Raw genomic sequence first — 18,655 nt, 5'->3', positions numbered from 1 at the left:
ATAGTGATATCATAACATAATTTTTTAGAAAGGGGATATCAACATGTATTATCAATTTCCACACAAAACAGGTCAATATGTCGTAGAAGTAGTTGAAGAAAAAGGAGATCAGTTTCTTGTTAAAGTATTAGCTGTTCTCAAACATCCTAGACAAGGAGATCTACATAGTCCAAATGAAGTTGAAAATGTCTTTTTCCACGAAAGAAAAGCTTTAAGCCAATTCGAAAAAAGATATACAACTGCACAGTTTTTAAAAGAATATCCACACGATGTTCCGAATTATATTGATTCATTAAAATCATCATTAGCTGAACTTGAAGAAAAAATGATTAAAAGAAATAACGCTTATAGTGAACAAGCTTTGAAGTGTATTGAACAATTAAAAATAGATTATTCACGTCAATACAAGGCGAATTTTTAGCAAAACTAAAAAAATTTAATAAATTTTTAACGTGTTTCTTCATATTTAAAAATAGCCTAAAAATTCTGAAATATTGACTTGATAGTATTTTCAAGCATTAACTTTATTGTGTATAATAATATTTATAAGATTTTTGGAAGGAGGTTATTAAATGAGTTTGATGCATATTATGATTTTGTTACCTTTAATTTTTGCAATCATAATACCAATTTTATACAGATTTTATAAAGGTATACATCTAGGATGGTTTGTACTACCTATTCCGATTATTATATTTAGTTATTTTATGTCATACATAAATGTTCCGGATTCGGAAAAGCCATTCATTGTAATATGGGATTTCATGCCTAGATTAGGTATGAACTTCTCCGTTCATTTAGACGGACTAAGTTTATTATTCGCATCATTAATTACAGGGATTGGTGCGCTCGTTGTATTATATTCCATTACATATTTAAGTAAAAATGAATCACTCGGTAATTTTTATTGTTATTTACTTATGTTCATGGGGGCTATGTTAGGTGTTGTATTATCAGATAATCTATTAATGCTTTACCTATTCTGGGAATTAACATCTATTTCAAGTTTCTTACTTATTGCTTATTGGCGCCATAAACAATCTTCAATATATGGCGCACAAAAGTCATTATTAATTACAGTGTTCGGTGGCTTAATGTTACTAGGTGGATTTATTTGTATCGCAATTGCAGGTAATTCATGGAGCATTACTTCTTTAGTACAAAATGCCGCTGAAATTCAAAGTTCACCTTACTTTATTTTTGCAATGATTTTAATTTTAATTGGTGCTATGACTAAATCTGCACAATTTCCATTTCATATTTGGTTACCAGATGCAATGGAAGCACCTACACCAGTCAGTGCGTATTTGCACTCAGCAACAATGGTTAAGGCAGGTATATATTTAGTTGCTCGTACAACACCAATTTTTGCAGCAAGTGCTGGATTTGTTTGGGCGGTAACTGCTGTCGGATTAATCACATTGTTCTGGGCATCATTTAACGCTGTTAAACAACAAGATTTAAAAGGTATTTTAGCATTCTCAACAGTTTCACAGCTCGGTATGATCATGTCCATGCTTGGAATCGGTGCTGTCAGTTATCATTATTCTGGTGAAGAAAGTCAGTTATTCTTAGCTAGTATTATCGCTGCAGTATTCCATTTAATTAACCACGCAACATTTAAAGGTGCGTTATTCATGATTACGGGAACAATCGATCATGAAGTTGGTACACGAGACATTAAGAAATTAGGCGGTTTAATGACCATCATGCCAATTTCTTGTACGTTCACAATTATTACTGCTTTAAGTATGGCAGGTGTTCCACCATTTAATGGTTTCTTATCTAAAGAAATGTTCTTAACTGCAATGTTTGATAGTCATCAAGCTGATGTATTTGGCTTATCAACACTTGGTTACTTACTACCTATCGTTGCGATTGTTGGTAGTATCTTTACGTTTGTATATTCATTTAAATATGTACATGAAATATTCTTTGGAGATTACAAACCTGAAGCATTACCTAAGAAACCACACGAAGCGCCATTACTTATGTTATTGCCGACAGGTATTTTGACATTCTTAGTTGTGTTATTTGGTTTATTCCCAAATATATTAAGCAATAGTATTATTGCACCAGCAGTAAGAGCAATTGCACCATTTGCTGACGCGCCTGATGTTCATATATCTCATTGGCACGGTATAACGCCTGCTTTAATAGGTACGTTAATCGTATTTATTATTGGCTTTATATTATTTAAATCAGTAGAAAAATGGTTCAATATTTACAGTATTCAACCTGAATACTTAACGTTTAATTATTATTACGACAGAGGTATTCAATTAAGTTCTTATATCTCAAACAAAATCACGCAAAGCTATATGACTGGATTTATCAGATCATACTTAATGTATATTTTCGCATTCTTTATCATTATGACTGCACTTACGTTATTTACACATCCTGTAAGTGTTGCATTCGATAATATAAGCGAAATTAGACCATATGAAGTCATTTTAATGGGCTTAATTTTAGTGAGTACATTCTGTATCGTATTAGCTAAATCAAGACTATTTAGCATCATTATGTTAGCTGCAGTTGGTTATTCAGTTGCTTTATTCTTTGTATTCTTCGGTGCACCAGACTTAGCACTGACACAATTATCAATTGAAACAATTTCAACTGCTCTATTCTTACTATGTTTCTACCATTTACCTAAAATGAGTAGACATGATGAAAATAGAAACTTTAAAATCGGTAACTTAATTATTTCGATTTGTGTCGGTATTGGTGTTATCACAATCGGATTAATTTCATATGGAAATAGACATTTTGATTCTATTTCTCAATATTATATAGATAATGTATACGATCTAGCCGCTGGGAAAAACATGGTAAACGTTATTCTTGTAGACTTCCGTGGATTCGATACATTATTCGAGTCAGCTGTTTTAGGTATTGCTGGCTTAGGTATTTACACATTAGTTAAATTAAGAGACAAAGGTAAAGATGGAGGTGAAGAACATGAAGAAACAATCGAATGATGTATTCTTTCAGTTTAATGCCATTATCATTTTCCTAATTATTATGATGTATGCTGTTTCTATTTTCTTTGGTGGACACTATACACCAGGTGGCGGTTTCGTAGGTGGATTATTACTTTCATCTGCAGTCATTATTATCGGTATAGCATTTGACACTAAAACATTAAAGAAAATGTTCCCATTTGACTTTAAATTAGTAACAGCAACTGGTTTGTTCTTCTGTGTTCTAACACCAATTTTAAGTTGGACATACAACAAAACATTTTTCACACATAAATTTGGAGAATTCCATCTTCCTATCTTTGGTGAAGTTCATTGGCATACAGCAATGCTATTTGATTTAGGTGTATTACTAGCTGTTGTGGGTACTGCCATTACTATCATATTAGCGATTGGAGAGAATGAATAATGGAAATATTAATGATTTTCGTTGCAGGTATTATTATATCCGTATCAGTGTACCTAGTTCTCTCTAAAAGTTTAATTAGGATAATTATTGGTACTACATTACTATCCCATGGCGTACATTTAATGTTACTGACAATGGGTGGATTGAAAAAAGGTGCCTTACCAATTGAAGAAGAAGGTATTAAGAACTATGTTGACCCATTACCACAAGCATTGATCTTAACTGCCATCGTAATAGCTTTCGCTGTTACAGCATTCTTCTTAGTATTAGCTTTTAGAAGTTATAAAGAATTAGGAACTGATAATTTAGAAGAGATGAAGGAGGTACCGAAAGATGAGTAATTTGATTATTGTACCTCTTGTCATTACATTTTTAACTGCGGTCATGTTAATTTTTGTCGGTCATAGACCTTATGTTAAACGTAAAGTAGTATTAACAGGTTTCTCGTTAGCATTTTTAGTGAGTTTATACAACCTCTACCACATATATATGAATGGAACACAAACTTTAAATTTAGGTAGCTGGCCAGTTCCATACAGCATTGTTATATACGTGGATATGTTAAGTGCATTACTCGTAACTGTAAGTTTACTGATTACGCTTATCGTACTCATATACTCTCACCAATCAATTGGACTCCATCGTGAAAGATATTTTTATTACTTTGGTGTTTCAATGATGGTGACAGGTGTTAACGGCGCATTTATGACTGGTGACTTATTTAACTTATTCGTATTTTTCGAAGTATTTTTAATGTCATCATATTTATTACTTGTTATTGGTGGTACTAAAATCCAACTACAAGAAAGTATTAAATATATACTCGTTAATGTATTAACATCTGCATTCTTTGTATTAGGTGTCGGTATGCTTTACTCAATTACTGGTACATTAAACATGGGAGATCTACATGTTAAATTCGCTGAACTTTCAGGAACAGATTTAAATATCGTTGTGATTACATTTATTATGTTTCTATTTGTATTTGCAACTAAAGCAGGTATGTTTCCACTGTATTTCTGGTTACCTGGCGCTTATTATGCACCACCAATTCCAATTATCGCGCTATTCGGTGCTTTATTAACTAAAGTCGGTGCATATGCAATTATGCGTACATTTAGCTTATTCTATTCAACAAATAGTGAATTTATTACGCAAACATTAATTGTTCTAGCAATTTTAACAATTATCATGGGTTGTATCGGTGCTATCGCTTATTACGATGTTAAAAAGATTATTATCTATAACATTATGATTGCGATTGGCGTTATCTTAATCGGTGCTGCTATGATGGATAAAAATGGCATAATGGGAAGTATATACTACTTGTTACATGACATGATTATCAAAGCTGCTTTATTCTTATTAATTGGTGTCATCATTAAAATAACTGGTACACCTGATTTAAGAAGGTTCAGTGGATTAATCAATCACTATCCAGTTCTTGGTTGGATATACTTTATAGCTGCCCTTTCGTTAGCTGGTATACCTCCATTAAGTGGATTCTATGGTAAATATATCATCGTAATGTCTACATTTGAAAATGGTTATTACATAAGTGGTATTATCGTTCTTTTATCAAGTTTATGTGTACTCTATTCTGTAATGCGCATTTTCTTAATGGCATTTTGGGGTGAAGAAAAAGGTTATGTTTATAATCCTAAACTACCAATTAATAAATTAATGATTGCATCAGTTGCCATTACAATTGTAGCCATTCTATTTGGTCTTGGTGCAGACTACTTATATCCATTAGTGGAAAAAGCTGCATTACCATTCTATAACCCAGAGACTTATGTTAATGCGTTAGGAGGCGATTATTAATGGCGATACAAGTACTTATAAATGTTCTTTTAGCTGCATTATGGATGATGCTTTCAGATACTTATACATTTGGTGCATTTGTATTTGGTTATCTATTTGGTATATTGTTCGTCTTAGTAGCCTTACCGCTTCTTCCAGGCAAACATTTATACTTACGTCCTGTTTGGAAATCACTAATTTTGGCAGTTATATTCATGAAAGAATTAATTTTAGCGAATATAGATGTTATTCGAATAGTCATACAAAAAGAAATCCATAATAAGCCGGCATTTTTCGCTTACCCTACAGATTTAGATAAAGATTGGGAAATAAGTTTATTATCACAATTAATCACTTTAACACCAGGTACAATCGTCGTAGCAATTTCAGATGACAAAAAAACACTCTATATTCATTCAATTGATTTTTCAGATATCGATTCTGAAGTGAGTGCGATTAAAGATTCATTTGAAAAAGCTATCAAGGAGGTGAGCATACGATGACAAATATTTTCGTTATAATTGCGATTATCATCGTTGCACTCTCTATGATTGGTATGCTGATTCGTGTTATTATTGGCCCTACTCTTGCTGATAGAGTCATTGCACTCGATGCATTGGGTATTACATTAATGGCCATCATAGCTTTATTCTCAGTATTAACTAATACTAGATATTTATTCGTTATACTATTATTAATAGGTATATTAGCATTCTTAGGTACTGCAGCATTTGCGAAATTTATGGATAAAGGAGAGATCATTGAAAATGATAGAAACGATTCTTATTAGTATCTCAATTTTTATGATGGTCATTGGAGCTTGCTTTAGCTTTTTCGCAGCGTTAGGTATTCTAAGATTACCAGATGTCTTTTCTCGCGCACACGCCTCAGGAAAAGCTTCTACGTTAGGAGTTATGCTTATCTTGTTAGGTGTATTGATATACTTTATCGCAAAAGAAGGACATTTCAATGTTCAACTTCTACTAGGTATTATCTTTATATTCATAACAGGACCTTTAGCAGGCCACTTAGTTTCAAGAAGTGCTTACTATATGGGCGTTAGACCTAGTGAAAGAACAATACGTGATGATTTAAAAGATGCAAAATAAATAATAAGAGCATGGGACAGTTAGTCCCATGCTCTTATTTGTTTATCTTTTCTTTTTGATAGCAATTGTTGCGCGTATAACGGATATGAGTTCGTCTTTTTCGTTCGTAACTTTGACGTCCCATACTTGAGTTGTACTTCCGATATGAAGAGCTTGACCTATTGCACGTACAGTACCAGATCTAGTTGATTTTATATGGTTTGCGTTGATTTCTAATCCTAATGGTATTTCATCTTCACTTGAAGCGTAATGTGCTCCCATAGATGCTGCTGTTTCAGCTAATGCTATTGTTGCACCGCCATGTAAGAATCCAAATGGTTGTTTAACTTTATCCGTAACTGGCATCGTCATTTCGATATAACCATGTCTTGATTCGATTGTTTCTATTCCAAAGTTCTCTATTAAATCCATATGATTAATCCCCCTTAATCATACTATAATACCATTGCTGCAATAAATCCAAAAATAATTAGCGGGATATTATATATTAAGAAGTTCGGTATACACGTATCTCTAATATGATCGTGTTCACCATCAACATTTAAACCAGCTGTTGGTCCTAAAGTTGAATCACTTGCAGGGCTTCCTGAATCACCTAACGCACCTGCTGTTCCGATAACAGCTATTAATGCCATTGTGCTAAGTCCAATTTCTTGTCCAAAAGGAATAAATAAACTAGCAATAATCGGGATTGTCGCGAATGATGATCCTATACCTAGCGTAACAATGAGACCAATAACGTACATCATAATAATACTGAATGCTTTATTATCTCCTGTAATTGTTGCTAATCCTTTAACAAGTGAACTCACTTCGTTTGTAGCACTCATTACACCTGCAAATCCGTTTGCTGTTAAAATTACAACACCAATGTATGCCATGATTTGAATACCTTCAACTAATTTAGCATCTAAATCTCTCCAGTTATATAACCCTGAAAAGAAGAATATTAAGATCCCTGCTAATGCACCAAAAATCATAGATTCCGTTAATGTTTGAACAACGAATGTTCCTAAAATCGCTAAGCCAGTCACAATTAAAGGATATGGCTTTAAAGTTTTCATTTCTTCGTCTTCTTCTACTTTAATTGTTTTATATGTTCTAGGTTTCCAGTACATAATAATCGCAACAATTAATCCGAATACATAACCCATTGATGGAATTAACATCGCTTTCCAAATACTATTGAATTCTATATCTACGTTTGCTTTTCCAAATGCATCAAAGATAATAGATTGGAATATGTGACCATAACCGTATGGGAATAAAATGTATGGGAAACATAGTCCGAAACCAATAACTGTAGCAATTAATCTTCTATCCATTTGTAGTTCATTAAATAAGCTTAATAATGGTGGTATAAGAATAGGTATAAATGCGATATGGACAGGTATAATATTTTGACTGAGTACTGATATGACAAGTAATACAGCTACTAATAATATTTTTATTTTTACTCTACTTTTCTGTGAATTTTCTTTTTTCATTGATGTAATGATTTTTCCTACAATGTAGTCAGTTATACCACTATATGAAATCAGTGCTGCAAATCCTCCTAATAATGCATAAGATAATGCAACTTCTGAACCATCAACGATTGTTTTACCAAATGTGGAAATGACTTTATCAACAGACATTCCACTTAATAAACCACCTGTTAATGCACCTATGAATATACTTAGTACAACATTTAAACGCATTAAACAAAGTATAATCATCACAATAACAGCTACTAATACTGCATTTATTTCCAAAAAGACCCTCTCCATTCTTTAGTTCTCTACCACGATAAAGTGAAATAATGAACTTATCATATCAGTTGAGAAATAGCATGTCAACATTTCAAGAATTAGTCCGAATATTCTGAATCAAATTTCGTCATAATTAAAGCGGGATCTAAACCTAGCTTTCTACATAGATTTTTTATCCCGCTTTATATGTGATTGACTGATTTTATTTATTTTTTAAGAAATGTAGTACTGTTGGTATCATAGCACCTGTCGCACCCTTTGGTCCTTTGAATGAATCCTTTTCTGTTTCCCCTGAACCTGCAATATCAAAGTGTAAGTGAGGTATTTCATCACTAAAATGCGTTACAAATGCTGCTGCAAATAATGCTTTACCGTTTTTATTTAAAATACAGTTAGTTAAATCTGCAACTTCTGAAGATTTAATATCTTGTTTCTCTTCATCTGTTATCGGTAATTCAAAACTTACTTCATTTGAATATTTCGCAGCTTGTTTCACATCATCAATGTATTGATCAGCATCGCTTGAGAATATCCCCGTTTTCCCTAAACCTAATGCTGCAACAACAGCTCCTGTTAATGTCGCAAAGTTCATAATAAGCTCTGGCTTATATTGTTTAACGAATGAAACAGCATCACCTAATACTAATCTTCCTTCAGCATCCGTATTTGTTATTTCAACTGTTTCTCCACTTAATGCTGTATATACATCATCTGGTTTCATTGCATTGCTTGAAATCATATTTTCAGCTAATGGTAATACTGCCACCACATGAATTGGTAATTGTAATTGATTAATAGCATGCATCATACCTACTACGTTACTTGCACCACTCATGTCATATTTCATCGTTGGCATACCTGTTTTAGATTTAATTTGGTAACCACCTGAATCATATGTCACACCTTTACCTACAAGTGCGATTGGATCTTGAGTTGAACCTTTATATTCAAGCACGACTAAACGTGGTGGGTTTATAGATCCTTTACCAACTGCATCTAATAAACCAATACCTTCTTCTCTAATTTCATCTTCATTTTTAATCGTTACTTTTACTTGTGAATCTTTAAAGTGCTGTTCAATTTGGTTTGCGAAATAATCTGGCGTTAAAATATTAGGAGGTGTTTGCGAATATGTTCTCGCTAAATTAACACTTTCTCCTAAAATTTCACCTTGATTAATAAATGTCGTAACATCTTCAGTTGTCGTTGTAACATAGTTAATGACTGTATCAACATTTGCTGATTTATTTGATTTATACGTATCAAATACAAATGTAGCTTGTGTGAATAACCAACCAAAACGATAAGCACGTTCTTGATGAGATACATTTTGTGATACAAACGTATCATCTAACAAATGGACTTCTTCAATTCTATTACTTTGTAAATATCTGCTTAAGTTTCCATACACAACTTGATAGTCATTTTCTTTAATTTCTTTTAAATTACTTAACCCTACAGCAATTAGTTTAACGACTTGTCCATTTACGATAATCGCTGTACTAGTGATTTTACCAAGTTCGCTACTAATAATTTGTTGTTTTTTTAAATTTTCAAGTTGTCCGCCTAAAATTTGATCAATTTCATCAAAACTGTGCATTTGATTTAAATGACTTGGACAACCGATTACAATCGGATGTTCATTATTAGAATATGATTCTTTAATTTTTATATTCATCATTAATATCCCCTTTTGTTAAAACATTGAATAACCGCTTCTTCGTAAATTCCTTATAACAAATCCTGCGACAATCGCGCCAATCCATCCTGAACCAAGCATTAATATATCCGCAGTATGTATATGTGTTAAACCTGTAATAAGTTTTGAAAATGCAGTTGGTGGATCTGTAAAGTACATAGCTGTGGAAATTTTATCTACAATTGCAAAAATAACAAATGGATAAAGTACGACCATTAACCAAGTACCTTTTAATAGCATATTTAATATAAAAGCGATTCCAAAAAACAGAACAAAAAATAATGCCATTGATATGATAACTTGCGGTAAAGATATCATAGCTAACCTCCTTTAAAAAAAGAGACCCGCCTAATAGCAGGTCTCTACACTTAATAATGAATCAATTAGAATTTACCTTTTTTATAGGCTAATCCGATACCACCAATTTTGAAAATTGCACGAGTATCGATAACTTTTTTCATGAATGCTGCTTTTTTACCAGTAATTTCACGACCCATAACAACACCAACACCATCATGGCTACCTAATGAGCATACAGTACCTTTGTCATCGTATACGAATGGTTCTGTTTTCTCACCATTGAAGATGTTTTTGATGTTTTTAGCAAGGTGTTCACCTTGTTGCATAGCGATTTGTGCTGTTGTTGGAAGTGGACGTTTGTTGTCTCCTTCACCAGCCATAACAGCTGAACAGTCACCAATTACGAAGATATCATCATAGTTGTCGATTGATAAATCATCTTTAACTACGATACGACCACGTTTAACGCCGTCAAATGATTCTTCCATTAATTTGCTACCTCTAACACCTGCAGCCCAAATAGCTGTGTTAGCTTCTAAAGTTTGTTCTTCGTCGTTAACTTTAACTACGAAACCTTTTTCATTACAAGCAACGATTGGAGTAGAAATTTTGAATTCAACACCACGATCTTCTAAATATTTAACAACGTAGTTCACTAAGTTTTCTGAGAACATAGGTAACATTTTTGGAGCAGCTTCAACACAAGTGATTTTAACTTTAGATTGATCTACACCGTATTTTTTACATAATTCAGGAATGCGTTCTGTTAATTCACCTAATAATTCAACACCAGTGAATCCAGCGCCACCAACTAAGATTGCTAAGTCATTTTCATCTTTTTCTTTAGATGCAGCATAATTAGCAAATTTATCTTCGATGTGTTTAGCAATACGACGAGAAGTGTTAATGTTTTCGATTTGTAAAGCATGTTCTTTCATACCTTCAATACCGAATGTTTCACTTTCAAATCCTAATGCAACAACAAGAATATCATATTCGAATACACCGTTAGATGTTTCAACTGTTTTAGCATCTTTGTTGATTTTTGTTACTTCTGCTTTAACGAAGTTTACTTTATTTCTGTCGATTACATTTGTAATTGGGTATAAAGCATCCTCATAGTTTAAAGTACCAGCAGAAGCTTCGTGTAACCATGTAGCTTCGTAGTGATAATCGTTTTTGTTGATTAATGTAACATCAACGTCTTGGTTTGAAACTAATTTTTGCAATTTAGTTACTGTTTGTAAGCCAGCGTAACCTGCCCCTAATACTAGAACTTTTTTACGTTCAAATCCCATTATTTTCACCTATACTTTCTAAATTTTGTTTGACACTTATAGGAAAGTTGTGTCACTTTGTGTTTTTCCTCACAAATAAAGATAATACTATTTACATACAAGTTTTATTGTATATTTTTATAAAGATAAATTCAAGTGTGACATATCAATTCCTTAGCATTGTTCTGGTGTACCAGAAACATCTCTTGTCTTAAATGAGCTTCCGCAACCACAAGCTGCAATAGCATTAGGATTTTCAATCGCAAATCCGCCACCCATTAAAGATGTCTTAAAGTCAATTGTTGTACCATTTAAAATTGGTGCATCGTTCTTATCTACTAACACTTTCACACCATAAAACTCTAGAACTTCATCATTCTCTGCTGGTTCTTCTTCTGCTGACATCCCGTAAGAAAGTCCCGTACAACCGCCACCTTTAACAGATACTTTCAAATAACCATTTGGCATATCGTTATTTTTCATCATATCTTTAACTTCATAAGCTGCTGCTTCAGTTAATATAACAGTTGACATATTTATTCCTCCTAAAAAATCCAATTTTCTTCTATATGACTATATATATTCTCAAGTAATTCTTCTGGTGTTTCTCCCTTGACCATATCTCCATTGACTAATGCATATAACCCTCTTGCACATGGTCCACAATTTTGTAGACAACCGTATTCCAATACATCTACTTCTGGATCATTGTCGAGCTTGTTAAACACTACATCAGCACCTTTGGCCAAGTTTGAAATACAAAATTCGACAATTGGGTTCAATGTGTTCACCTACTCACTTTTTATTCATTAAACTATTTTAACATTCATTGTAGTTTATGCCAAAAACGATTATACTAAAAGTATACTTATATATTATAAAATATATACATACAAATTTGTAGAAATTTGATTTATGGACAAAGGAGAATAACGATGAAAAGCTTAGTATTATTAGGGGGCGGATACGGTAATATGCGCTTAATGAAAGAAATACTTCCTAGCACATTACCTTCCGATTATTCAATTACGCTGATTGATCGTATGCCATTTCACGGTTTAAAAACAGAATTCTACGCATTAGCAGCAGGCACAAAACCAGATAAAGATATTCGAGTTCAATTTCCAAAAGATAAAAAAATTAATACAGTATATGGGGAAATTACTGATATTGATTTAGACAATCAAATTGTTTCAGTTGGAGATACACGAGTTGATTATGATGAACTTGTAATAGGTTTAGGTTGTGAAGACAAATACCACAACGTACCTGGCGCAAAAGAATATACTTATAGTATTCAAACTGTACAAAACGCACGCAAAACATACCAAGCAATATGTGACTTACCAAGCGATGCAACTGTTGGTATCGTTGGTGCAGGATTAAGTGGTATAGAACTTGCAAGTGAATTACGTGAAAGTAGACAAGATATCAAAATTAAACTTTTTGATAGAGGTTCACGAATCTTACCTGCATTCCCAGAGAAATTAAGTAAATACGTAAAAAAATGGTTTGATAAACATAATGTAGAAGTTGTACCAAATTCAAATATCACGAAAGTTGAACCCGGACAACTTTATAACAACGAAGATATTCATAACGTTGATTTAGTCGTATGGACTGCCGGTATACAACCAGTTGAAATCGTTAGAAATCTTCCAGTTGATACAAATGACGGTAGAAGGGTTATCGTAAATCAATATCATCAAATTCCAACATATCCAAATGTATATATTGTAGGCGATTGCGCAGCATTACCACATGCACCAAGCGCATATTTAGCAGAAATACAAGCTGACCAAATCGCTGAAGTCATGAAATTACAATGGGCAAACAAACCATTACCTGAAAAGATGCCAGAATTGAAACCACAAGGATTTGTGGGTTCACTTGGTGAAAAACAAGGATTCGCTTATTTAATGGAACAAACCGTAACAGGTCGTTTAGCAAGAGTCATTAAATCAGGCGTCTTATGGTTATATAAATATCATAACGGATAAGAAAAAAGTAGCAGATTAATCTGCTACTTTTTTTGTATTGTGTGTGGGGTGGATGGAAGTGAAGATGTGAGTTTGTTGCCTCTTTAACTCACAACTTTTGCGATCTTGTGAGTTTATTGCACCTTAAACTCACATCTTTTACGATCTCGTGAGTTTACTACGCCTTTAACTCACATCTTTTGCGATCTTGTGAGTTTACTAGCTCTTTAACTCACATCTTGCCTCATATTTCACATCTATACTCTACCCAACTCACTTGTCCCCAAAAAAATTCCCAACATTATTCATTTTTATTGTTCTACTGCTACGTGTTCATCTATAAATTTTGTTACTGGTTTTAATTGAACATAACCATCTGCTACGTATTCATCATTGATTGTTACAAGTGGATAGAATAGTTCGTCTTCGTTTATTCTTTCAATAAATTGTTGGTCGTGATCTGTTAAATTTTCAGTTTGATTCATAATATCAATATATGTGTATTCAAGGTTTAACTCTGGATATTTTCTTCCTAAAATTGCTTGTAACCACTCAAATGTATCTTTTGATGTTGGTGCATTTACACAACTTGCACATACAACATCGGCCCCATAAATTACTATACTTGCCTTGGACATTTTAGCATCCCCCTAGTTTCATGAATAGATTTTTTACCTTATTTCTATTATAATAGATAAATAAGATTAATGTATCTAATAACACTTGATGAGAGGAGTATTAATATATATGGCTACCGAACAACAAACAATGTTTGATCAAGTTAGTGATGTACTCGAAAAGTTAAGACCATTCTTATTACGTGATGGCGGCGACTGTGAGTTAGTAGATGTTGATGACGGGATTGTTAAATTACGTCTACTTGGTGCTTGTGGTACTTGCCCAAGTTCTACTATTACGCTAAAAGCCGGCATAGAACGTGCTTTATTAGAAGAAGTACCTGGCGTAGTGGAAGTAGAACAAGTATTCTAACTTCATAATTAATAAAAAACAGGACATCGTTCATAAGACGATGTCCTGTTTTTTATTTCCTAGGTAATATTAATGATAATGTCTACTCACTTTTCCATCATATGTTCCATTGATGTGTTGTATCATTTGTTCATTAATATATACCCAGCCTTTCCATCCTATATGAACAGCATCAGTTATGACATACGGTTCATATTCTTTATCCGTTAAATCGTATACTTTCATATCGTTCTTTTGAATCATATGATTAATTTTCTCATATACCGCTTCACGTTTCTCTTTATCAACATGGATATGGTCATACCATTTTCCATTTGCTGGAATAACGATAAACAATGGATCTGCTTTGGCTTCTTTTAAAGTATCGATTAATAATTGTAAATCATCAAATTCTTTCGAATGAATATTAAACTCGTAATTACGATTATATCTTTTACGTTGCTGCTTTAATAAATGCCAATATTTATCATTCATACCAAATTTGTTTGTTCTTGAATGCTGTGCGCCATATTCTGAAGCGTATAACTTCAAATCATTCCAATTCATATGATTAAAATGATGGTGTTCTTTTCTATGTAACTTTGCTTTTTCTTGTCCAAAAATTGATTTCAAAGCGTCGTGTTTTTCATAGATATTTTTTTCAAAATCATTCATAAATGTACCTTCATCATAATGATGATTTTCTTTTTCTATGACTGATTTTAAGTATGGGTCTGATTTTAATTGTTTAAATTGCACTAACCTTTTAGCAAAACGATCTTTAATTTCCGGACTTAACACTTTATTTTTAAATAAGTGATCAGCTTGTAATGGTGAAAATCGAGCACTAAAATTATCATTTGTCAGTCCATGATTCGTAAACCATTGTGGCGAAATAATAATTGCTATTTTTTTACCGTTAAGATTATGTGCTTGGCTCCCCATATTAATTGCATGAATTAAATCAGTTGATCCACCCGTACCTATTAGATATGGTTGCAATTTCGCTTTTTTATCATTCAAGATATACGCTGGATGAAAGATGTCTTGTTTCTCCAATTCACTTGATCCAAAGATTGGATAGAAATTTTTACTTAATAACATTTCTTCTTGTGAGTGCACACCTTTTAGTACTGTATCATCTAAAGATATCGCTTCGTTATTAATACTGTCATACTTTGAAAATGATTTAATCCATTCTACAGGTACGAGTAAAAATAAACCGAATAATAAACCACTTATTAATAATGGTAACAATAACTTTAGTTTCATTGTAATTCCTTAAGTACTGCTATAATTTTATTTGGTGTTGCCCACTCATCTCTATCAAAATCAGTAATTGTTACATCAATGCCTAAATTATTTTGAATTTCTAATAATAAACCTACTGTCGCAAATGAATCGATAATACCTTCTTCAAATATTTCAATATCAGGATTTTCTTTAACGATATCATTTTCTGTAACTTCTGCTAAAATATTTAAAACACTCTCTTCAAAATTCATAATATAACTCCCTTATTTAATGTATTAACTTGCCTGAGAAAAGTAAAAATCCAAATGCTATACAATGGAATGTAATAAGAATTGCTACTATGTTCATAATGCTTGGATTCATCTTTATAGGATGTTTTTTACGCCATTGTTCATAATAGCCATACCCAATAAATAGCAATGCATGATATAAACCGTACAAAATATAATGCCATTCAATACCATGCCAAATACCCATAATAAAGAAATTTAAGAAAAATCCTAAATTAGATATTAGTAATTTATCTTTTAATAATTTTTCTTTAGATACCCAAAATACAAATCGCATATATACGCAATCTCTAAACCAAAATGATAAACTCATATGCCATCTATTCCAGAAATCTTTAATATTTTTAGCTTTAAATGGTTGGTTAAAGTTAACTGGTGTTTGCACACCAAATAAATAACTAAATGCAATTGCAAATAAGCTGTATCCTGCAAAATCAAAGAATAAATAGAAACTATAACCATACATATAATATAAGTAATTTAAAAATGTCGGGTCCGTGTCTATTGGTACAACTTTTATCACATATTCATTAATGTAATAAGCAATAATATATTTATACAAGAATCCCATAAACACCATATGTATCGCTTTGATAAGCATTTCATAATACTTTTCAGGTTCTATTGTCTTCTCTTCATCTTTAATAAATCGTTTATACCGGTCTATTGGACCAGATGAGATTGTTGGAAAGAACGTAATAAAATCAATTAATTTCATCGTATCGATAGACTTAATACGACTATCACGAATTTCCATAATGAGTTGAATACTCTTAAATGCAATATAAGAAATTCCTAAGAATCCAATAAATTCAATGACTCTATTACCATGTATTGTAAGTTGATGTGTTCCAAGCCAGCTACTTTGTAATACTTTGACAACAATTAACGGTAATATAGATAACAATATTGCACTCATATATAACTTAAAGTTATTCGTTTTCTTTACGAGCGTATTATAACTTCTAATCAAAACAACTTGATAACATACGTACAGTGCAAAGAAAATGAGTTGATAACTTAAGTATTGATTATCGAATAAATTTTTACTGTCATCCGAAAAAATTAAGACAAGCATAATTAAGGTTATTAACCTATTGTATATAAGACTTTTCTTACCGATTAATCCTAAAATAATAACGGGTAACATTAAGATTAAACAGATGTAGAAATAAGTAAAATCTCCATATGGTGTCATGAATTTAACCTCTCTAATACTTTGTTACGATCTAATTTACCGTTAGCCGTTAAAGGTAGCTGTTTAGCATAACTGAATTTTCTAGGAATCATATATTCTGGTAAATGTAATTTCAATTCATGTTTCAAATGCATCGTCATATCATTTTCACTATCTATCTCATCAGCTACTGGTACAATCGTTGCATGTAAATATTGGATTTTCTCACCATGTTTAATTGGTGAAATGACAGCTTGTTTAACATCTGGTAAATGTTCAAGTACGCTTTCAATTTCTTCAAGTTCCATACGATACCCATTAATCTTAATTTGGAAATCAATTCTTCCGTTAATGAACCAATAGCCATCTCGATAAGATGCTTTGTCCCCTGTATGATAATTTAATTGGCCATCAATGATTTTAAACACTTTATTGTGTTTTTCTTCATCTTTTAAGTAACCTTGGCTCACACTTTTACCAATAATAATTAATTCACCCTCATCCGTTAATTTCAATTCACTATTTGGGCGCACTTTGCCTATTGGTAAAGGTTTAAATTGATCCAATATTTCTTGCGTGATTTGTATACTCGTTACAGCAACTGTAGCTTCAGTTGGTCCATATGTATTATAAATAGTTGATGTCGTAAACAAATCATGTAATTTCTGAGCAGTTTTATGACTTAATATTTCTCCACAGAAGAAGAACTGCTTTAATTTCGGATGATGTGTTTCATTAAAATTAGGCAATAACAGACACATTTCTAAAAATGAAGGTGTAGATACCCAGCTTTCTACTGCTTTATGTTCAAGTAATTCATATAATTGTTTAGGCTTTTCAATCATCTTCTTATCAACAAGTTGAAGTGTACCACCTGTCATTAAACATGGATAAATGGCCATTACAGACAAGTCAAAAGAAAACGGTGCTTGATTTAACCACATTTTGTGCTCGCCTATTTGATTTAATTCCAGCATCCATTCTGTAAAATCAACAAGGCTTTCATATCTAATTTGTACGCCTTTAGGAAATCCTGTAGAGCCAGATGTAAAAATTGTATAAACAATATCTTTATCAGTTATTCTATTGAAGTCTTGATCCACCGATTCAACAGCAAGTATTTCTTCTATCGTTAGTTGCTTTACATGTAAATTATTCAATAAATTTCCAGTTGTGTTCAAAATAAAAACAGGCTCAACCTTCTCAATGATATGCTCTATTCTTTCAAATGGAATAGATGTATCAATTGGAACGTAACCAATGCCTGCTTTCATACTCGCAATCATTCCCACAATCATATAAGGTGACATATGACCATAAAGTACTATAGGCTTTTCAGAAACTTTAATTAAAGTAGCTAGTTTATTAGAATAAAGATCTAATTCACCATAAGTCATTACTTCATCTCTATAGTTTATAGCAACCTTATCAGCATGCCACTTATTCATAAATGTTACTTTTTCTAAGATGTCCCTCATAAACTTTCTCCTTCATTAAAATTCATTATATATAAAATCATTACTTGCGCTTCCACCAGCATAAATCCAAAATAACACAATCATGATTAGTAAATAGAAAATCGTTAAACCAATCAGCTTAAAATTTTCAGAGTTTATAATATCCCTAATTTTTTCCATTGTTAATCCCCTTGTGT

23 protein-coding genes are annotated in these 18,655 nt (G+C 32.3%); 10 read left to right on the top strand and 13 right to left on the bottom strand.

The genetic code is table 11. From position 1 onward, the window contains the following. Nucleotides 1–43 precede the first annotated feature (43 nt). The 8 genes from kapB (at nt 44) to mnhG (ending at nt 6,305) form a co-directional block, all read left to right on the top strand. Nucleotides 44–421, top strand: a complete 378-nt coding sequence (gene kapB, locus LQ611_RS09005) for a sporulation phosphorelay system protein KapB (protein ID WP_107565324.1) — start codon at nt 44–46, stop codon at nt 419–421. Between the two features lie 151 nt (nt 422–572). Further along, nucleotides 573–2,984: a Na+/H+ antiporter subunit A gene (locus LQ611_RS09000; RefSeq protein WP_025904696.1), complete on the top strand. Its 2,412-nt coding sequence runs from the start codon at nt 573–575 to the stop codon at nt 2,982–2,984. After that, a complete protein-coding gene (locus tag LQ611_RS08995; RefSeq protein WP_025904695.1) occupies nt 2,965–3,393 on the top strand; it encodes a Na(+)/H(+) antiporter subunit B in 429 nt (142 codons plus the stop codon). Before LQ611_RS09000 ends, LQ611_RS08995 begins: the two co-directional genes overlap by 20 nt. Next, a complete protein-coding gene (locus tag LQ611_RS08990; protein ID WP_025904694.1) occupies nt 3,393–3,734 on the top strand; it encodes a Na(+)/H(+) antiporter subunit C in 342 nt (113 codons plus the stop codon). The genes LQ611_RS08995 and LQ611_RS08990 overlap by 1 nt, the downstream gene beginning before the upstream one ends. Then, nucleotides 3,727–5,217: a Na+/H+ antiporter subunit D gene (locus LQ611_RS08985; protein WP_107618114.1), complete on the top strand. Its 1,491-nt coding sequence runs from the start codon at nt 3,727–3,729 to the stop codon at nt 5,215–5,217. The genes LQ611_RS08990 and LQ611_RS08985 overlap by 8 nt, the downstream gene beginning before the upstream one ends. After that, nucleotides 5,217–5,699: a Na+/H+ antiporter subunit E gene (locus tag LQ611_RS08980; protein ID WP_025904692.1), complete on the top strand. Its 483-nt coding sequence runs from the start codon at nt 5,217–5,219 to the stop codon at nt 5,697–5,699. The genes LQ611_RS08985 and LQ611_RS08980 overlap by 1 nt, the downstream gene beginning before the upstream one ends. Next, a complete protein-coding gene (locus tag LQ611_RS08975; protein ID WP_025904691.1) occupies nt 5,696–5,986 on the top strand; it encodes a Na(+)/H(+) antiporter subunit F1 in 291 nt (96 codons plus the stop codon). The genes LQ611_RS08980 and LQ611_RS08975 overlap by 4 nt, the downstream gene beginning before the upstream one ends. Then, complete coding sequence (gene mnhG / locus LQ611_RS08970; RefSeq protein ID WP_025904690.1) at nt 5,964–6,305, top strand: monovalent cation/H(+) antiporter subunit G; 342 nt, start codon at nt 5,964–5,966, stop codon at nt 6,303–6,305. Before LQ611_RS08975 ends, mnhG begins: the two co-directional genes overlap by 23 nt. 42 nt (nt 6,306–6,347) lie before the next feature. Here mnhG and LQ611_RS08965 read toward each other — a convergent pair whose 3' ends face one another. From LQ611_RS08965 to LQ611_RS08935, 7 genes are all read right to left on the bottom strand, one after another. Then, the gene (locus tag LQ611_RS08965; RefSeq protein ID WP_119651058.1) at nt 6,348–6,716 is read right to left on the bottom strand and encodes a PaaI family thioesterase; all 369 of its coding nucleotides are present in this window, start codon (nt 6,714–6,716) and stop codon (nt 6,348–6,350) included. Between the two features lie 23 nt (nt 6,717–6,739). Next, complete coding sequence (locus LQ611_RS08960; protein WP_182579430.1) at nt 6,740–8,074, bottom strand: Na+/H+ antiporter family protein; 1,335 nt, start codon at nt 8,072–8,074, stop codon at nt 6,740–6,742. A 184-nt stretch (nt 8,075–8,258) separates the two neighbouring features. Beyond that, a complete protein-coding gene (locus LQ611_RS08955; RefSeq protein ID WP_107596487.1) occupies nt 8,259–9,734 on the bottom strand; it encodes a M17 family metallopeptidase in 1,476 nt (491 codons plus the stop codon). Between the two features lie 18 nt (nt 9,735–9,752). After that, entirely contained in the window at nt 9,753–10,073 is a 321-nt protein-coding gene (locus LQ611_RS08950) for a YuiB family protein (RefSeq protein ID WP_107596488.1), read from the bottom strand. 65 nt (nt 10,074–10,138) lie between these two features. Beyond that, nucleotides 10,139–11,353 (bottom strand): NAD(P)/FAD-dependent oxidoreductase, encoded by a 1,215-nt coding sequence (locus LQ611_RS08945; protein WP_037588845.1) that lies wholly within the window; start codon nt 11,351–11,353, stop codon nt 10,139–10,141. Nucleotides 11,354–11,506: 153 nt separating this feature from the next. Next, nucleotides 11,507–11,866: a HesB/IscA family protein gene (locus tag LQ611_RS08940; protein ID WP_048540148.1), complete on the bottom strand. Its 360-nt coding sequence runs from the start codon at nt 11,864–11,866 to the stop codon at nt 11,507–11,509. A gap of 11 nt (nt 11,867–11,877) precedes the next feature. Then, on the bottom strand, nt 11,878–12,114 hold the full coding sequence (locus LQ611_RS08935) for a YuzB family protein (protein WP_025904683.1): 237 nt from the start codon (nt 12,112–12,114) through the stop codon (nt 11,878–11,880). A 153-nt stretch (nt 12,115–12,267) separates the two neighbouring features. Here LQ611_RS08935 and LQ611_RS08930 point away from each other — a divergent pair, with 153 nt between their 5' ends. After that, nucleotides 12,268–13,332, top strand: a complete 1,065-nt coding sequence (locus LQ611_RS08930; RefSeq protein WP_058591486.1) for an NAD(P)/FAD-dependent oxidoreductase — start codon at nt 12,268–12,270, stop codon at nt 13,330–13,332. 290 nt (nt 13,333–13,622) lie between these two features. Here LQ611_RS08930 and LQ611_RS08925 read toward each other — a convergent pair whose 3' ends face one another. Next, the gene (locus LQ611_RS08925; RefSeq protein WP_050971145.1) at nt 13,623–13,949 is read right to left on the bottom strand and encodes a YuzD family protein; all 327 of its coding nucleotides are present in this window, start codon (nt 13,947–13,949) and stop codon (nt 13,623–13,625) included. A 109-nt stretch (nt 13,950–14,058) separates the two neighbouring features. Here LQ611_RS08925 and LQ611_RS08920 point away from each other — a divergent pair, with 109 nt between their 5' ends. After that, nucleotides 14,059–14,301, top strand: a complete 243-nt coding sequence (locus LQ611_RS08920) for a NifU family protein (protein ID WP_025904405.1) — start codon at nt 14,059–14,061, stop codon at nt 14,299–14,301. A 69-nt stretch (nt 14,302–14,370) separates the two neighbouring features. Here the strand turns inward: LQ611_RS08920 and dltD are convergent, their stop codons facing one another. The 5 genes from dltD to LQ611_RS08895 are packed head-to-tail and all read right to left on the bottom strand — an operon-like array spanning nt 14,371 to nt 18,638. Then, nucleotides 14,371–15,552, bottom strand: coding sequence for a D-alanyl-lipoteichoic acid biosynthesis protein DltD (dltD, locus tag LQ611_RS08915; protein ID WP_107596489.1), 1,182 nt, complete (start codon nt 15,550–15,552; stop codon nt 14,371–14,373). Next, nucleotides 15,549–15,785: a D-alanine--poly(phosphoribitol) ligase subunit 2 gene (dltC, locus tag LQ611_RS08910; protein ID WP_107572695.1), complete on the bottom strand. Its 237-nt coding sequence runs from the start codon at nt 15,783–15,785 to the stop codon at nt 15,549–15,551. The genes dltD and dltC overlap by 4 nt, the downstream gene beginning before the upstream one ends. A gap of 16 nt (nt 15,786–15,801) precedes the next feature. Continuing rightward, complete coding sequence (dltB, locus tag LQ611_RS08905) at nt 15,802–17,022, bottom strand: D-alanyl-lipoteichoic acid biosynthesis protein DltB (protein ID WP_107572696.1); 1,221 nt, start codon at nt 17,020–17,022, stop codon at nt 15,802–15,804. Continuing rightward, a complete protein-coding gene (gene dltA / locus LQ611_RS08900) occupies nt 17,019–18,479 on the bottom strand; it encodes a D-alanine--poly(phosphoribitol) ligase subunit DltA (protein ID WP_107572697.1) in 1,461 nt (486 codons plus the stop codon). Before dltA ends, dltB begins: the two co-directional genes overlap by 4 nt. Nucleotides 18,480–18,494: 15 nt before the next feature. Beyond that, nucleotides 18,495–18,638, bottom strand: a complete 144-nt coding sequence (locus LQ611_RS08895) for a teichoic acid D-Ala incorporation-associated protein DltX (RefSeq protein ID WP_075577785.1) — start codon at nt 18,636–18,638, stop codon at nt 18,495–18,497. Nucleotides 18,639–18,655: the final 17 nt, after the last annotated feature.

The sequence above is a fragment of the Mammaliicoccus sp. L-M44 genome (genome assembly GCF_022386355.1).
GTDB lineage: Bacteria > Bacillota > Bacilli > Staphylococcales > Staphylococcaceae > Mammaliicoccus > Mammaliicoccus sciuri_A.
This window is presented reverse-complemented; position numbering and strand designations above follow the sequence as displayed.

Bases quoted from the DNA above. Each gene is read 5' to 3' on its own strand.
- kapB (WP_107565324.1), top strand. From the start codon at position 44: ATGTATTATCAATTTCCACACAAAACAGGTCAATATGTCGTAGAAGTA.
- LQ611_RS09000 (WP_025904696.1), top strand. From the start codon at position 573: ATGAGTTTGATGCATATTATGATTTTGTTACCTTTAATTTTTGCAATC.
- LQ611_RS08995 (WP_025904695.1), top strand. From the start codon at position 2,965: ATGAAGAAACAATCGAATGATGTATTCTTTCAGTTTAATGCCATTATC.
- LQ611_RS08990 (WP_025904694.1), top strand. From the start codon at position 3,393: ATGGAAATATTAATGATTTTCGTTGCAGGTATTATTATATCCGTATCA.
- LQ611_RS08985 (WP_107618114.1), top strand. From the start codon at position 3,727: ATGAGTAATTTGATTATTGTACCTCTTGTCATTACATTTTTAACTGCG.
- LQ611_RS08980 (WP_025904692.1), top strand. From the start codon at position 5,217: ATGGCGATACAAGTACTTATAAATGTTCTTTTAGCTGCATTATGGATG.
- LQ611_RS08975 (WP_025904691.1), top strand. From the start codon at position 5,696: ATGACAAATATTTTCGTTATAATTGCGATTATCATCGTTGCACTCTCT.
- mnhG (WP_025904690.1), top strand. From the start codon at position 5,964: ATGATAGAAACGATTCTTATTAGTATCTCAATTTTTATGATGGTCATT.
- LQ611_RS08965 (WP_119651058.1), bottom strand. From the start codon at position 6,716: ATGGATTTAATAGAGAACTTTGGAATAGAAACAATCGAATCAAGACAT.
- LQ611_RS08960 (WP_182579430.1), bottom strand. From the start codon at position 8,074: ATGGAGAGGGTCTTTTTGGAAATAAATGCAGTATTAGTAGCTGTTATT.
- LQ611_RS08955 (WP_107596487.1), bottom strand. From the start codon at position 9,734: ATGAATATAAAAATTAAAGAATCATATTCTAATAATGAACATCCGATT.
- LQ611_RS08950 (WP_107596488.1), bottom strand. From the start codon at position 10,073: ATGATATCTTTACCGCAAGTTATCATATCAATGGCATTATTTTTTGTT.
- LQ611_RS08945 (WP_037588845.1), bottom strand. From the start codon at position 11,353: ATGGGATTTGAACGTAAAAAAGTTCTAGTATTAGGGGCAGGTTACGCT.
- LQ611_RS08940 (WP_048540148.1), bottom strand. From the start codon at position 11,866: ATGTCAACTGTTATATTAACTGAAGCAGCAGCTTATGAAGTTAAAGAT.
- LQ611_RS08930 (WP_058591486.1), top strand. From the start codon at position 12,268: ATGAAAAGCTTAGTATTATTAGGGGGCGGATACGGTAATATGCGCTTA.
- LQ611_RS08925 (WP_050971145.1), bottom strand. From the start codon at position 13,949: ATGTCCAAGGCAAGTATAGTAATTTATGGGGCCGATGTTGTATGTGCA.
- LQ611_RS08920 (WP_025904405.1), top strand. From the start codon at position 14,059: ATGGCTACCGAACAACAAACAATGTTTGATCAAGTTAGTGATGTACTC.
- dltD (WP_107596489.1), bottom strand. From the start codon at position 15,552: ATGAAACTAAAGTTATTGTTACCATTATTAATAAGTGGTTTATTATTC.
- dltC (WP_107572695.1), bottom strand. From the start codon at position 15,785: ATGAATTTTGAAGAGAGTGTTTTAAATATTTTAGCAGAAGTTACAGAA.
- dltB (WP_107572696.1), bottom strand. From the start codon at position 17,022: ATGACACCATATGGAGATTTTACTTATTTCTACATCTGTTTAATCTTA.
- dltA (WP_107572697.1), bottom strand. From the start codon at position 18,479: ATGAGGGACATCTTAGAAAAAGTAACATTTATGAATAAGTGGCATGCT.
- LQ611_RS08895 (WP_075577785.1), bottom strand. From the start codon at position 18,638: ATGGAAAAAATTAGGGATATTATAAACTCTGAAAATTTTAAGCTGATT.